Annotated in this window: 9 protein-coding genes and 1 tRNA gene; all 10 read left to right on the top strand. The window is 42.8% G+C overall.

Translation table 11 applies throughout. The features are described 5' to 3' along the window. Window positions 1–128 precede the first annotated feature (128 nt). Complete coding sequence (locus DX873_RS02735) at window positions 129–8447, top strand: T9SS type B sorting domain-containing protein (protein WP_116182988.1); 8319 nt, start codon at window positions 129–131, stop codon at window positions 8445–8447. 157 nt (window positions 8448–8604) lie between these two features. Then, a tRNA-Pro gene (locus DX873_RS02740) sits at window positions 8605–8681 on the top strand. A gap of 218 nt (window positions 8682–8899) precedes the next feature. Beyond that, a complete protein-coding gene (locus DX873_RS02745; protein WP_116182989.1) occupies window positions 8900–10156 on the top strand; it encodes a site-specific integrase in 1257 nt (418 codons plus the stop codon). A 381-nt stretch (window positions 10157–10537) separates the two neighbouring features. Then, a complete protein-coding gene (locus tag DX873_RS02755; RefSeq protein ID WP_116182991.1) occupies window positions 10538–11083 on the top strand; it encodes a BfmA/BtgA family mobilization protein in 546 nt (181 codons plus the stop codon). 248 nt (window positions 11084–11331) lie between these two features. Next, complete coding sequence (locus DX873_RS02760) at window positions 11332–12294, top strand: NADH-quinone oxidoreductase subunit B family protein (protein ID WP_116182992.1); 963 nt, start codon at window positions 11332–11334, stop codon at window positions 12292–12294. A 21-nt stretch (window positions 12295–12315) separates the two neighbouring features. Then, window positions 12316–13908, top strand: coding sequence for a nickel-dependent hydrogenase large subunit (locus DX873_RS02765; protein ID WP_116182993.1), 1593 nt, complete (start codon window positions 12316–12318; stop codon window positions 13906–13908). Between the two features lie 82 nt (window positions 13909–13990). After that, the gene (locus DX873_RS02770) at window positions 13991–14470 is read left to right on the top strand and encodes a hydrogenase maturation protease (RefSeq protein ID WP_116182994.1); all 480 of its coding nucleotides are present in this window, start codon (window positions 13991–13993) and stop codon (window positions 14468–14470) included. After that, a complete protein-coding gene (locus DX873_RS02775) occupies window positions 14467–14784 on the top strand; it encodes a hypothetical protein (protein ID WP_116182995.1) in 318 nt (105 codons plus the stop codon). The genes DX873_RS02770 and DX873_RS02775 overlap by 4 nt, the downstream gene beginning before the upstream one ends. Then, the gene (locus DX873_RS02780) at window positions 14784–15041 is read left to right on the top strand and encodes a hypothetical protein (protein WP_116182996.1); all 258 of its coding nucleotides are present in this window, start codon (window positions 14784–14786) and stop codon (window positions 15039–15041) included. Before DX873_RS02775 ends, DX873_RS02780 begins: the two co-directional genes overlap by 1 nt. Continuing rightward, a complete protein-coding gene (locus DX873_RS02785; protein ID WP_147296592.1) occupies window positions 15016–16497 on the top strand; it encodes a hypothetical protein in 1482 nt (493 codons plus the stop codon). The genes DX873_RS02780 and DX873_RS02785 overlap by 26 nt, the downstream gene beginning before the upstream one ends. The last annotated feature ends 1 nt before the right edge of the window (window position 16498 follow it).

Raw genomic sequence — 16498 nt, forward strand, 5'->3', positions numbered from 1 at the left:
AGATTTAATAGATGAATTACTCGGTCACTTGTGATCGAAAGATAAAGAGAAATTATAAGTTTAGATAATTACTATTAAGAATATAAAGGTCCCAAATCTGCGTATTCTCTCAAAACAAGACTTAACCTATGCTACCAAAAAAAACAAGGCATTTGCTATATGCCGTGTTGTTGGTGTTCATATCAATATTCTGTTCCACGGTATTAGCAAAAACAGAGGTCAATCGGTTGCTCTCCAATATTGTTTCCTCGTTTTCAGAACCGCATACAGAAAAGGCCATAGCACCTAAAAAAAATATTACTTCAGTTAATGAAACTGATGTGGTATTTACGGCAAGTAGTGCTATGTTCATGACCATCATCCAAGGCGCAAACGAAGAAGTGGTTTGCCCCAATGATGGTAGTACTTTGGCCAAATTCTTTCTATGTGGTACCAGTGATATTCGTACAATAACCTTAAGTCAGTCTGGAAGCTCCTATGAATGGCAGCAACTGGATACCAATACCTGCGCGCCAACAGTAGTGGATGATTGCCCTACGATCAATGCATCCTGTACCTGGAATACGGTGGGTACTGGCTCAACTTTTAACCTATCTACTGCTGGTGAATTCCGGGTTCGTGTAGATTCAGGTCAATACTTCTATTTTAAATCAACTCTGAATCCGTTGGATCCCCAATTGATTAAGGAGGATATCATTTGTGGAAACCCAGGTAGGGTAGAGGTAACTAATGTTCCGGCTGGTTATGAGTATAGTTTGAATAGTCCAGCGGGACCATATCAAGATGATCCTTTCTTTGATATCACTGCTCCAGGAGACTATAGAGTCTATGTGAGGTTGAAAAATGTTTCAGCTAGTGCATGTGTATTTCCATCCAACACACTCACAGTTGATGACTTGAATATTAATGTGGACGTTACTGCCAACGATATACTATGTAGCGGACAATTGGGTAGTATAGATGTGCAGGTTTCTGGAGTTCCTGGATTCTACACCTATCGATTGGTGAAAAATGGAATCACCGTAGATACTTTTGGACCCAATGCTTCGGATACATACACTTTTGCGAATGTTAGCCCAGGAATTTATAACATTCGGGTGGATACCAATGACTGTTCTGAAACAATAACCCTTGATGTTAACAGCGACCCCATTGAAATTGGTAATGGCATAAGCCCATTGGATGTTTCAGCAACAGCTTCGGATAGTTTTGGATGTGGTGCTGCTTCGGTTGACGTTAACCTAAGTACCTCTGGTGGTACAGCACCTTATCGTTATAGTGTTGATGGCGGTCCGTTCAGTTCCACATATACTGGATCTACCACTTTTGCAGTTACCACTGCTGGGACCTATGCCATTCTTGTGGAAGATGCCAATGGTTGTCAACGAAGCGCTTCGGTAGATGTTCAGGATATTCCACCTCCAGTTTTCAACATAACCCCTGAAGATGCCAATTGTGGGGGCGCTAATGATGGACGAATCACCATAAATGTTACCAACGGGTTTGGATATGAAATAGAATACAGCATTGATAATGGGACCAACTATCAGGTGAGCAATGTCTTTTCAAATCTGGCTCCGGGAACATATGATGTGGTACTGCGATACGAACAGGATTCTTTCACCTGTACCACAACTCCCCAAACAGCAACTATTGGAACTCCATCGACCATAACTGGTACCGCCACCCCAGATTCAGCACCAACCTGTATCAACGAAAATGGAGGTCAGATTACGATATCAGGAATCTCTGGAGGTACTGCACCTTACGAATTCAGTATAGGTGCTGGTTTTGGGACCAACCCCGTTTTTCCTAACCTGGGTGTAGGAACCTATACCCCTTTGATCAGGGATGCTAATGGTTGTGTACAACCTTTGCCGGACATTGTATTCAATGCCTTGGATAAGCCCACAGATCTGGCTTTTACCATATCAAGTTTAGATTGTATAAACACAACAGCTTCTGTTGGACTTGCGGTTACCGGAGGAACAGCTCCGTATACTTATGAAATCATTGCTCCAGCTTCTAGTGCTGTTAACAACGGGAACAACAATACCTTTACTGGGCTTGGTTTGGGAACTTATACCTTTAGAGTTACCGATAATGAAGGATGCTCGTACGATGAGAACTATGCCATTACCGATATCAGTTCCATTGGTGTACAGGCCCAACAGACCAGGGTAGTAACTTGTGTTGGAGATACCGATGGTGAAGGTCGTTATTTAGTAGATGGATTTAACACCACCTACAGCTATAGCATAGATGGAGGACCTGTATTCACTGGTCAAAACAGTAGTATAATTCCTCTTACGGGATTGGCAGCAGGTAGTTATGTGATTTCCGTTACTGATGAGGAAACCAATTGTACCGACACCTCTACTTTGGTTATTGAAGAACCTTCCACTGCATTTGCCATTGCTAGTTTGGATGTTACGGCCATGAGCTGTCAAAATGGAAATATTGGAGCGGTTCGCATTAACACCGTAGGTGGATGGGGCGGAAATAGATACACCCTTACACAACCTGATGCCTCCACAAGGGGACCAAAAAATGGAAATGTGTTCTCCAATCTTTCGCAAGATGGACTCTATCAGGTGAGTGTTACAGATGCAAATGGCTGTACGGTAACGGATAGCTTTACCTTGACCCGATTGGATGCGCCCGTCCTCACATTGGATAACGGAGCATCAGACTTTTGCTACGACAACTTTACAGCAGCCACTTTAGTGGTCAATGCAGCCTTGGGTGCAGCACCATATCAGTATAGGATCAATGGTGGAACATTAGGGGCAAGTAATAGTTTTTCCGGCCTAACACCGGGCACCTATACCATTGAGGTTGTGGATGCAAATGATTGTCGAGATACCGTAACTGCTACTATCGAGCCCCAGGTTATTGCCAATGCTACTATTATCCAAGAATTGGATTGTGCTGGACCTCCTGCGCAAATTCAGGTGAACATAAGTAATGGATATACTTCTGGTGGAGATTATGACATTTATGAGGTAAGCATCAATGGAGCTCCCTATACTTCAAATAATAACAATATCACTGGTAACTCCTTTGTTTATAGTATTCCAAACGATGGTTCTATCATTTCAGATACTACGTATCAATTTTTGGTAACGGATAGTAGAGGTTGTACTACCGAATCTAACACGGTCACTATCTCCCCTCCTGAAACCATAGCCGGTTCCGTGGTAGGAACGGATACCCAATGTGGTGACAATACCAGTGGAATAGTAGAGTTGATTCCAGATACTATGCAAGGTATCCCTCCTTACGAATTCAGTAATGATAATGGTGCCACATTCAGCACGCAGAACATATTTTCAGGATATGGCCCAGGAACTCATGGAGGATTTGTAATTAGAGATAGCAGAGGGTGTGTAAGCCCAGCGTATTCGGTTACTATTGCAGCCAGCGCCCCATTGGATGCTACGGTTACCCCTGTAGATGCGGTATGTGCGGCAGGTGCTGTCAATGGATCTATTTCCACAACTATAAACAACGGAGTTGCTCCTTTTGACTATGTTTTGTTGGATGTAGCAGGAAATTTGGTGGCTTCTTCCATGGGAACCGGAAGTACTACGGTTAATTTCCCTAATCTTCCAATGGGAAATTATACCATTGTTACCACTGATGCCCAAGGTTGTGAAGACCGTGACGATGTGGTTATTGACCAGAATACCTTAGACTTGATCCCATTAGATGCGGACCCTGCATTATGCTCGGATACTGCATTTCCTTATCGTGTTCAAGCTACCGGCGGAACGGGACCTTATGAGTTCAGGTTAGTGGGAGATCCAATTTTTCAACCTGGAACAGGACCGGGTGGTGATATTTATGATTTCACCGGACAAGTAGTTCCAAGCGTTACATACTTCGTAGAGGTAAGGGACGCTTTGGGCTGTACTTATATTGAAGAAATTGACCCAATTGGCCCAATCAATCCGGTTGCAGTGGCTGCCACCGCTACTTCAGCATCCTGTAATGTTGCAGGAAGTGGATCTATTGATTATGAGGTTACTGGAATTTCCGCTCCAGGAGATTTTACAATCACCTTGCAGAATACGGATACAGGTGCCATCGAATCTGGACCAACTTCATTGACAGGTCAAGCTATTCCGTACAATGCTACATTTACAGGATTGGCCCCTGGAAATTATCAAATTATAGTAAGGGATGATTCCAACGGATGTAGTGGAAGCACTTTGGTATTTATCGGATTCAGTTCCCCATCAATCACAATAGACAACTTTGTTGAAGCGACCTGTAACGCAGGTGCTTTGGTCACAGTTCGTGGTTTTGGTGGAACCGCACCTTTCAACTATGCTTATGTTCTAAATGGAGCATCGGCGCCTACGGTTTTTGCCCCTGATACCACCTTTGAAATAGCTGGTCCATATCCTGCGGATTATGATTTCTATGTTCAAGATGCAAATGGTTGTACCGCACTGACCACATTTACGGTTACCCAAGAAGCAGGAGTACCCAATCCTACCATTGATGTGGTTAACCAATGTACTGCAACCAGTGGCTACCAAATAAATGTACTGTCACCATTGACTACAGGCTCTGGATTGCCCGAAGAAACCTTCCAATATGACATTGGAAGTGGATTCCAGAACGGGACCACTTTCATTGTTCCAAACCCAGGTAGTTATGTTATAACCGTTAGGGACGGAAATGGATGTACCAACACCGTGAACGCAGAAGTTTTTGATTTCTTTGCCATAACGGCAGACGCCACTTCATTCCCAACATGTAATGCTGGAGATGGAGTAATTACGGTGAACACTACTGGAGGTAGTGGCAACTTTGAATATCAACTTAGAGATGCCGGTACGTTGGCCAATATTGGACCTGCGCAAAACTCCAATACGTTCAACGGGGTATTGCCTGGAGACTATAACATTTTGGTGACCGATTTAAGCTCCAATACTGCACCCTTGTGTACAGATGAGGCCATTGTAAATGTATCTACGGTGAATACACCTGTGATTACAGCTACTCCAAGAACTGATGTTACCTGTAATGGGGCTGATAATGGAACAATTTCGGTTGAACTTCAACCGGGTAGTGATACGGATACCCCTTTGAGCTATGTTTTATACGATGGTTCTTCCGCAACAGTTCTTGCCGGACCACAAGGATCACCAGTGTTTGATAACCTTGCTCCCGATACGTATCAAGTTGAGGTAGTCTCAGATAGAGGATGTACGGACCGTTCGGGAGATATCCTTATCAGTGAGCCCACCTTATTGCAAGTCAATGCCATTAGTACGGCATTTACATGTAATCCGGCAAGTAATCAGTTCAGTACGGCTACCATTACCATTTTTACCGATACCAATGGAGATGGTACGGGAATTGCAACGGGAACTGGACCCTACACGTATAGTATGAATGATGGCACACCTCAATTTGATGGGACCAACTTTCAGACAGGAAATACCTTTGAGGTTATTGACAATGGAACGGACCAGACTATTATACTGACAGTACGGGATCAAAATGGATGCGAAGATACTGCTTCGGTTACCATAAATACCCCAACCGATATTACCTTCAGCTATAATGTAGGACAGATTACCTGTGACGCATCAGGAACAGGTGTTAGCCCAGGATTCATTGAAATTATAGTTAACGAGGGACCTGGCAATTACGAAGTGGAAATACTTCCTCTTGGCTCTGAACCGGCGAGAAGTTCATCGGGTACGGATAGAGTTACTTGGGATATTTCAACTCCTGGAGACTATATTTTTGCCGTAACAGATATTGGCAGTGGAGGATGTACCTATCTTACTTCAACGGTCAATATGCCTGAATATAATACAATCGAGGCCTTGATTGCGGAAGTACAGCCCGTTACCTGTTTCAATGGAAATGATGGCCAGATAAGCTTGGAGATAAACAATTATAGCGGGACCTATAATTATGAGGTTTTCTCTAGGGATAACTCCGGAGTTGAGACCTCAACAGGTGTCACAGGAAGTTTTGATACCAATGCTCCAATCAACAATCCTGAAATTATTACGGGATTACCTGCTGGAAATCTAATAGTACATGTAGAGGCATTGGATTCGCCTTTCTGTGATGTGGTGAGTAACGTCGTTACCGTAAGATCTCCGGACAGACCACTTACCGTGAATGCCGTTCAAACCTCTCCGGTTACTTGTAATGTTCCAGGATTGGGTGAAATTACGGCAACAGGTGATGGTGGCTGGGGTACTTATGAGTACCAATTGATTGCTCCTGATGGAACAACTGTATTAGTGGATTATCCTAATACCAATCCAATTTTTCAGAATCTTTCCACAGGGAACTATACGGTAAATGTTAGGGATTTAAGAGGATGTGAATCCAGCACTACGGTTAATCTGCCATTACCTACGCCAATTGGTGCTGATATTCAGGTTGTTCAGCCATTACGATGTAACAACGACAATGATGGAATCATAGAGGCATACAACGTTACGGGAGGTCAAGGGCCAGGAAATTATCTGTATCAGTTGAACAGGATTACCGATGGTACCAATAGTGGACTTCAAACAACGGGCACTTTTGCCAACTTGTCCGCAGGAGAATACACCATCACCATCTTTGATGGATGGAACTGTAGTTTCACAACTATTCCGATTACGGTTCAGGACCCAGAAATTGTGGTGGCAGAATTGGTTGAGTTGCAGCCTCCAGGATGTGGTGACTTGGGAAGAATGCAACTGACCGTTACAAATCCCGAGCTTGGTGTAGACTATTTCTACAGAAGATCAGGTACAGCAGACCCATTTATTCCTTTTGGTGCTGGACTGTCAAGTGTTGAAATCACAGCTGATATTACCCTTGACCCGGGACCGTTCCAATATGATGTGCAGAATTCCAACGGATGTCCCTTTGAGCTTTCAAATCAAATTTCATTGGACCCGGCTGCTCCATTGGTCATTGCTTTGGATTTGACCAACGCCACAATCAATTGTGCAGGTGAGGCCACAGGAATCATTCGGTCTGAAGCCTTTGGAGGTATAGGAAGTTATGTGTACACCTTGTTGAATTCCAATATACCGCCTAACCCAACAACTGGTAACACGGTTAGACCAGCTCAAGGTTCAGGGATCTTTAGAGAACTTAGCCCCGGAACATATTATGTATATGCGCAAAGTGGAGGATGTGAGGCCATTTCCGACCCCATTGTGATAGAGCCCAAACCACCTTTGGTACTTGAATACTTGGAAGCTGTACCAGTAATTTGCGCTGGTGATACCAATGGACAGATTATTATTGAAGCAAGCGGTGGAACCGGAGCGATCAGATATTCCATTTCCGATACCCTTAGTGAGTTCTTTGAAGGAGACGACCCCATGAATCCAAACAGAAAAACTTTTACAGATTTGGCTCCAAGATTTTATGATATCATCATCCAGGACGATTTAGGTTGTACCATCACCAGAACTGTTGAAATCACTCAGCCTATGGAATTGGTTGCGGGAATAGCCAATACAACTCCTGAAATTTGTTTGGGAGATGGAGATGGAACCATGACCTTACAGGTTTCCGGAGGAACCGCTCCTTATTTTACCAGTGTGAATTCTGCCGATGATGCTGATTTTGTACAAAACGACTCTATGTTTTTTGATAATCTACAAGGAGGTGAGACCTATGTGGTTTTTGTAAGAGATGCCAATGGTTGTCAAACCAGCGTTGTAGCAGAAATTGGAGTAGGAATAGAATTGATGGCAGAACCTATTGTGGAATATGGCTGCGAAGGAATCTTCCCCAACAGTACAACGACCATTGCAATAGCTGATCAGTCCTTGTTGCCTAACCTGTTGTTTGCATTGGATGTAGAGGATATACAATTGGCAACTGAACAAAGGACTTATGGTGACTTGCCTCCAGGGGAACATACTGTCTACATTTACCATGAAAATGGGTGTGTGACCTTTGTGGAGTTTGAGATTGATGCCTATGAACCGCTGACATTGGAAGCCGCAAAAACAGGACCGAACGAGATTACAGCAATAGCTACAGGTGGATTTGGAGGTTACGAGTATTTCTTTCAAGGAGAATCGTATGGTGAAACCAACACCTTTAACATCAACTCAGACGCAAACATCAACATTATGGTAAGAGATCAAAATGGCTGTGTCGCCAATCTGGTCATGCCGTTTGATTTTGATGGAATGCCTGAACTACCTCCGTTCTTTACTCCTGATGGAGATGGCTTGAACGACAATTGGTACCCTCAGAACAGAGAGTTCTTCCCTAATATCGAGGTAATTATCTATGATAGATACGGTAGGGTAGTGGCTCGATTGGATCAGGTTAAAAAATGGGACGGTAATTATGAAGGACACCCTTTGCCCACAGGAGATTACTGGTATGTGGTCTATGCTAATGATCGGGAGAAACAGCAATTTGTAGGGCATTTTACGCTTTATCGTTAAACCCAAAGCTCCATTTCATTTAAAATAGATAAGCTTGGATTAAGTATCAATTTCAAGAGGGTTTGGTAATGGGAATTGTAAAATCATATTTTACTTTCTAATTTCCCAAAATACCTGACGAAGTATCATCAAAATTTATATTTTTGCAATCCGTTTTCGGGATGTGGCGCAGTCTGGTAGCGTACACGCATGGGGTGCGTGTGGTCGCTGGTTCGAATCCAGTCATCCCGACCAAAATGATATCAATCGATATCAAAGAACAGCTAACTTAATGGATTTCAATGGATTAAATTTTTGTTGAAATCATTCGGTTGGCTTTTTTTTATGAAAAAAAGTGACCTATTCGGTTACCTCAGGCTTACCCCGTTTTTCATATCTTTAAGGAAAGCGACCGGCTTTTATTGTGATCTGACTTTCGTTGACAGGATTTATTAACCCAAAACGAAAGCAAGATGAAGACTTTTAAGGTACTGCTCTGGCAGAACAGGGCAAAGACAAAAAATGGACTGGCACCGATCTATGCCAGGGTCACCATCGATGGAAAAAGGGCCGAGATCAGCACGGGGACCAGCTATCCAATTGACAACTGGGACAGCAAGGCCAGCAGGGCGATGGGAAGGTCCGATGGGGCCAGGTCCCTGAACCACAAACTGGACAGAATTCGCCAACGGCTCCATGACTGTCACCAAGAACTGGTAATGGAAGGCGGATACATTGATCCACAGACCGTCAAGGCCAGATACTTGGGCAACGATGACAGAGGAAGGACCCTTATGGACGTTGTGTCCTACCATGGGGACAAGATGGAAAGTGTGCTCAAGGAGGGGACGCTCAAGAACTACCAAACCACAAGGACCTACCTTGGGAACTATCTGAAACATTCACTGAAGACCACGGACATCCATCTGGAGAAACTGAGGTACGGCTTCATCATTGATTTTGAGCGGTACCTGCGCAACCCCAAGAATGCCATCAGCAGCAAACCCATCACCAACAATGGGGTAATGAAGCACCTGGAACGGCTCAACAAACTGATGAACCTTGCGGTGAAACTTGAATGGCTGGCGAAGAACCCCTTTTCGAGATACTCCCTGAAGTTCACCAAATTTGACCGGAGCTATCTTACCAAAACCGAGCTTTCAATCTTTGAGATAATCAAACTCAAAAAACAATCACTGTCAATCTGCAGGGACATGTTCGTGTTTGCCTGCTATACGGGGCTTTCCTATATCGATATGAAACAGTTGACCAGGGACCAGATTGTCTTGGGCATCGATGGCAAGAAATGGATTTTCCTCAGAAGGGAGAAGAGCCAGCAACCGGTAAGGGTACCCCTGCTCTCCAAGGCACTTGAGATCTTGGAGAGGTACAATGATAAACTTCCATCTAGAAGCTGCCTACCTGTGTACTCCAACCAAAAAATGAACAAGTATATCCGGGAAGTGGCCAAGCTCTGCAAAATCGACAAGCACATCAGCTTCCATGTGGCACGGCACACCTTTGCCACAACAGTGACCCTGTCCAACGGTGTGCCCATCGAGACGGTCTCCAAGCTCTTGGGACATACAAAGCTCTCGACCACCCAGATCTATGCCAGGGTGTTGGAGAGCAAGATCAGCAATGATATGGAACTATTGGAGGACCGGCTTGTTTCCATTGAAAGGAATGCCGAACAATTGGCAAAAACATCAAGAATCCTTAAAAATTGAACTGTTACGATGTTAAAGGGCCGATTGGGTTCATAAGCCATTTGGAACGGCAACTAGTTTGATAGGGAAAGTCAGGTCACAGGAAAGGCCCGTCGGTGGATCAGAGTATCCATTGGTGGGCTTTTGGTTTAAAGGCTAAAAGATTATGGTTCCAATCCGCCTCAAAGAAGGGCAGGTATGTTTTCCGAATTGTTTTGCTACGCAAAAGAATTAAGGAAAAGCGAGAGGGTAGCACGGCAAGCCGGTGCCACGATACCATTTTTGCTCCGCAAATCCCCATGAACAAAGGGATGGGGGATAAACAAAAGAATAATGGGAATCGAAGAGTTTGCGCCAAACCCCTCCTAAACACAGATAAACACTGAAAAAGTTTGATGTAAAATGATAGTAAAGGGAAAATACAGGTACAGTTACAGTACAATCAACCTCAAGACCGGCGTGGCGAATAGGTTCCGAAAGTTCTCAAAACGGGTGGCACCATCCCATTCCGAGACACTGCAAAAGATGATGGACTTTTTTCAGTGGCACGGATTTGACCCATCGGAAAGGTCCTCAAAAGGGATACTGGATGAAATACAAAAGAACCGTAAACGAATGGAGGCGGCCATAGCCATCATTCGGGACATAGAGATCACACAGACCAAACCGACCAATGCCATTCTCCATGCCCTGCTCGAACAAAAAATCAAGGATGAGCCGGTAAGAAAGGAACAAAGACCATTAAAAAAGGAGCCCGAGATTGAGATTACTGTCCCCAGGATTCGCTATGAAAGGTTGATGGACAAAATGGGGATGCTCAAAAGGGAAAGCCAATATGTTGTGGACCACATCACTTTGATAAAACCTTCTTTCGGAAAGCCCTATTTGAAGCTGGAGATCACGGAAGGTGAGCTGGAAAACTATAAACGTACCCTTCAAAACTTGTAGATACTTTCCGAACGATATTTAGCTTCCTGCCTCGCTCAGTAGTATTAGTTCGGTAAGGTTTGGGACGCTTGCAGCGCAAAACCCGGTTTTGCTCGCCAAAACAGTTGATAATTATTTGCTGTTGCAAAATATAATATCAGATATATTATTTGTAAAAAGTCTAAATAACATTTAATAATATAATTATTTTGTTAAATAAGTATCATATTCTTATTTTCAGTTCTTTAAAAAATATATCCAATAATATTATGGCTAACGTATTATGGTTACAAGGAGGTGCATGTAGTGGAAACACAATGTCTTTCTTGAATGCTGAAGAACCCACAGTGGTTGAACTTATCACTGACTTCGGCCTTAACATTTTGTGGCACCCAACTACAGGTTTACAAATTGGAGATCAGGTGCAAGATCTTTTAAAGGATATCATTGCAGGAAAAGTGCAAATGGATATACTTGTGTATGAAGGCTCGTTGATTCAGGGCCCAAATAATACGGGCACGATGAATTATTTTGCCGACCGCCCAATGAAAGACTGGATCAAGGAACTGTCTGAAGTGGCTGGATATGTAGTGGCAATAGGGGATTGTGCTACATGGGGAGGAATACCTGCCGTACCACCAAACCCCAGCGAATCTACGGGAATGCAATTCCATAAAAAGAAAAAGGGAGGTTTTTTAGGGGGCAATTATGTTTCAAAAGGAGGATTGCCAGTAATAAATATACCCGGTTGCCCTGCTCACCCAGATTGGATAACACAAATTCTTGTGGCCATAGCTGTTGGACGAATAGGGGATGTGCAAATTGACGATTATCATAGACCCAAAACATTCTTCACCAATTTTGTTCAACATGGTTGTACCAATGTAACCAACTTTGCACAAAAGGTTGATGGAGGGTTCGGTCAGCGTGGCCATGGTTGTTTGTTTTATGAAGTAGGTTGTCGAGGACCTATGACACGCGCTAGTTGTAACAATATCCTGTGGAACAGGCAATCCAGTAAAACAAGGGCAAATCATCCTTGTTTGGGATGCACGGAACCTGGTTTTCCCCATCACGATCTGAAAAAGGGAAGTGTTTTCAAAACCATGAAATACTTAGGCGTATTGCCCAAGGAAGTTCCCACCGGAAGAACCAAACTGGCTTATTATATTGAAGCTGGCTTCCAAAAGGTATTGCCCAAAAACCAAAGAGTACACGAAGGTTCAAAATAGTAGCAACGAAAAAGATATAAAATGTCAGTAAAAGAATTAAATATATCCCCAGTTGGCCGTGTTGAAGGTGATTTGGATGTAAAAGTCTATATCGACAACGGAAAAGTGACCCGTGCCCATACACAAGCTGCAATGTTCAGGGGGTTTGAGAAAATAATGGCGGGCAAGGACCCCCAATCGGGACTTATTGTTACACCTAGAATCTGTGGTATCTGTGGTGGATCGCACCTATATTGTGCATCATCAGCCCTGGATACTGCTTGGGGAACCCAGCTAAGCCCAAATGCATTGTTGTTAAGGGCAATAGGTCAGGCGACGGAAACGATCCAAAGTATACCAAGATGGTTTTATGCCATTTTTGCCACTGACTTGGCAAATAAGAAATTTGCAGATAAACCACTCTATAAAGAGGTAGTGAAAAGATGGTCCGCATATGTTGGGGAAACATTCCAAATCGGTTTGACTGCAAGTGGTTTGCCGGTTCAAGTATATGCGCTGTTCGGAGGACAATGGCCGCATTCTAGCTACATGGTGCCAGGAGGTGTAATGTGCGCGCCCACCCTGAAAGATATAACACGTGCCCATGCAATAATGACCCAGTTCAAGAATGATTGGCTTGAGCCTGTTTGGCTGGGATGTTCCATTGAAAGATATTTAGAGATTAAGACTTGGGATGATATGTTGGCCTGGGTCGATGAAAATGAATCACACAGGAATAGTGATTTGGGATTGTTCATACGGGCCGGACAAGAATTCGGATTGGATAAGTTTGGTCAGGGTGTGGGTAAGTTTTTGGCATTTGGCACATACTTACATAAAGATCTTTATAACACCCCCACGATAGATGGCAGAAATAAAGCCCTCATATCTTCAAGTGGTTTCTTTGATGGAAAAAATTACCACGAGTTCGACCACATGAAGGTAAGTGAACATGTGAAACATTCTTGGTACAACAATCAAGAAGATGGTCTACATCCTTGGGATGAACCACTTCCAACGCCAGCTCAATCACAAACATTACACGAGAGTAATTTTGATTCGCAATACAGTTGGGCAAAGGCACCACGTTATGATGGACATGCTGCGGAAGCAGGTCCGTTGGCCAGAGTGGTAATGAATGCAAACCCCAATAATCTCGACCACCAGATTAAGGATCCCTTGTTTGGAGACATTATTCAAAAGTTGGGTCCAAGTGTATTTACAAGGGTATTGGCACGGGTCCATGAGGCACCTCGACTATATACACTGATTGATAAGTGGTTGAGTGAAATAGACCTGGATGGGGAGTTTTACATAAAGCCTGTTGAGAAAGATGGTAAAGGTTTTGGTGCAACGGAAGCAGCCAGGGGTTCGTTGGCCCATTGGATTGAGATAAAAGACGGCATTATCAAAAATTATCAGGTAATGGCCCCAACCACATGGAATGTTGGTCCACAAGATGGAAACGATAATCCCGGTCCCATAGAATCTGCTCTTATGGGCACTACGATTGAGGATCCCCTTGACCCTGTGGAAGTGGGCATAGTGGCACGCTCTTTTGATTCGTGTCTAGTATGTACCGTTCATGCCCATGATGCAAAAAGCGGAGTGGAATTATCTAGGTTTAAGCTATAATCTTTGATACAATATTTAGATGGAGACTTTCCCGAGAGGCAACTCTGGGAAAGTTTTTTAATTTAAAAGAAATAAAGAATACATGAAAACGGCAATAATGGGTTTTGGCAACCCGGTGCGCAGTGATGATGCAATAGGCATATATGTAATTGAACAATTACGTGAGAAACTTCCTGGATTGGACAATGTTACCATTTTTGATATGGGAACAGCAGCGTTTGAAGTGCTCTTTGGATTAAAGGGGCATAGTAAAATTATCCTTGTGGATGCCGTTTTGAATAGTGATGAACCTGTAGGCACCTTGTTTAAGGTGCCGGCCGAGGAAGTTATTAAAGCACCCCAAGATGACCCAATGGTATTTCTACATGGAATGAAATGGGATCAAGCACTTTCATACGCGAAAAAAATATTACAAGACGAATACCCAAAGGATATCCAAGTGTATTTGGTGGCAATAGAGAACACCAAATTGGAAGTGAATTTAAGTAATGTGGTAAAAGAAGCCGGAAACAAGGTTGTACAACATATTTTGGAGGATTTAAATCAATCGATACCTACGTGAGTACCAAAATCTCCTTGAAGACATCACATATCTGTTTGGATAATGAATTGGTTCAGCTCATTTTTGGGGAAATCAACTTCGCATATGTCACTTATGTTGAAGAACAAGGCAAGATTCTCATTACTCCCGTGACCAGTCAATGGTTTGTTAAAATGTACAAGCCCGCACAGTTTTTATTAAAATCGCGTAACTTGAAAGGTGATAGAACACTTGCAATTCGTGAATTATTGATTGACAATGATCTGGATATGACGGATAGGGATTTGGAATATGAAGTGATTCAAAAAACCAATTTGCTAAAAGTGAACATTTAGTGGCAAACCAAAAGAACGATTGGCTGATCAATGCCGAAGTACAGTACAAAGTCACCCCGGTCAAAGGCCGTTGGGAAGTTTCGTTGATCTTCATCAATACCGAAGATCCAAATCAGGTACTTGTACAGACTATCGGGGATTATCGCTCAAAACAATTGGCTGAGATTTACGGTAGAAGTATGCAGCAAACCGCTGCCAAAGACCCAAGAGGCACAAAGAAACTAGATAAGGATGCTTACGATTTTAACAACAACTGATTTATACCACGATGTTCAGGATTTAGTTGTATCCATCGAAAGATTGGATGAACTGGTTTCTGTAACAACGAATGATAATACCATACAAGACCTTAAAATTTTGATGATAGATCAAAATGGTATCATAAGTCCCTTGGATTGGTACGATCTGGAACCTCCCTATATATTTCCTAAAATGTCATTTACCAGGGAAAATCTCTTGGCAATGGTTTTTTATAAGTTGGGAAACCATCAAAAAGCCTTTGAATTTATTTCTGAAGAAGCCATTTTGTACAAACACCTTTTGATTGCCACCCACTTGCAGTTTGGATATGGAATCTCAGAAGAAATGTTATCATTTTGTAGAGAAACTTCATCCATGAACTGGGTTATGGTAAACTACTATGGAGTTGTGGAGAATCCAATGGACCATACCCTATTGAAGAACCACTTTTTTGATGCGATCAAAACTACAGAAAATGATGAGTTGCAGGTCTTCACGGCAAAACATTTCCTAAATTTCCTTTTGGATATCGGTGAAGTTGACCTGGCCCAACAAATAGCCCAAGAGCATTATGAAATCGCTATCTCTGATGATGCAAAAACCGCAATGAAAATACATTTGGCCAATATTCAAATGATGCAGTTGCAAGTACCCTATGATGTTCAAGAACTGGAAACCATACATGATGCGCAATTGGAATGTATAAATTATTTTGAGAACAAAGGGTTATATGTGCAAGCTGGTCTTTTGTTGATCGAAGCTGCCGAAGTGGCCAATTTTAAGGAAGATTTTATTACATCAAAGGAATTGATCAACAAGGCCATTCAGATTTTCAGACAAGAAGATATTCCAGAGTTTCTGGGTGAAGCGGGTTTAAAAAAGGCCATACTTCTGTATACATGGTCAAAAAATGGGAACCCCCAGTACTACAAGGCTGCCATCAATGCCTTTCAAGATGTCCTTAAAATATTTAAGCGTGACACCCATCCACAGAAATTTGCCGACATTCATCACAATTTGGCCCTGATCTATTCGGAAATTCCCGTGAGTCCCGAAGAAAAACCAATGTGGACGGCATTTTGTGCTTCTTCCTTTAAAGAGGTCCTGGCTTTTTATACCAAAGAAGCATATCCTTATGAATATGCCATGGCCAGTCACAACTATGCCACTGCACTAATGTATTTTCCCCCGGCCAAGATTCATGACAATTACAAGAAGGCATGGGGACTATTCGAGGAGGCACTCAATGTACGAACAGCAGAATCCTACCCTTTTGAAAGGGCCTTGACCCTGTTGAATCAATTAGAACTGTCATGGTTGACCCACAATGAAAACAATGATGAGGAAAAGAAAAAGTATGAAACCATGAAGTCCAAAGCAGAAGAAGTAAAGACCTTGATTGAGGATGAAAACTTAATTATGCAAGCAAAAAAACACCTAGATGAATTGGAAAAAGTGAAAAGTTTAATTTAGA

The organism is Flagellimonas nanhaiensis, from assembly GCF_003382275.1.
Classification (GTDB): domain Bacteria; phylum Bacteroidota; class Bacteroidia; order Flavobacteriales; family Flavobacteriaceae; genus Flagellimonas; species Flagellimonas nanhaiensis.

Bases quoted from the DNA above. Each gene is read 5' to 3' on its own strand.
- DX873_RS02735 (WP_116182988.1), top strand. From the start codon at position 129: ATGCTACCAAAAAAAACAAGGCATTTGCTATATGCCGTGTTGTTGGTG.
- DX873_RS02745 (WP_116182989.1), top strand. From the start codon at position 8,900: ATGAAGACTTTTAAGGTACTGCTCTGGCAGAACAGGGCAAAGACAAAA.
- DX873_RS02755 (WP_116182991.1), top strand. From the start codon at position 10,538: ATGATAGTAAAGGGAAAATACAGGTACAGTTACAGTACAATCAACCTC.
- DX873_RS02760 (WP_116182992.1), top strand. From the start codon at position 11,332: ATGGCTAACGTATTATGGTTACAAGGAGGTGCATGTAGTGGAAACACA.
- DX873_RS02765 (WP_116182993.1), top strand. From the start codon at position 12,316: ATGTCAGTAAAAGAATTAAATATATCCCCAGTTGGCCGTGTTGAAGGT.
- DX873_RS02770 (WP_116182994.1), top strand. From the start codon at position 13,991: ATGAAAACGGCAATAATGGGTTTTGGCAACCCGGTGCGCAGTGATGAT.
- DX873_RS02785 (WP_147296592.1), top strand. From the start codon at position 15,016: ATGCTTACGATTTTAACAACAACTGATTTATACCACGATGTTCAGGAT.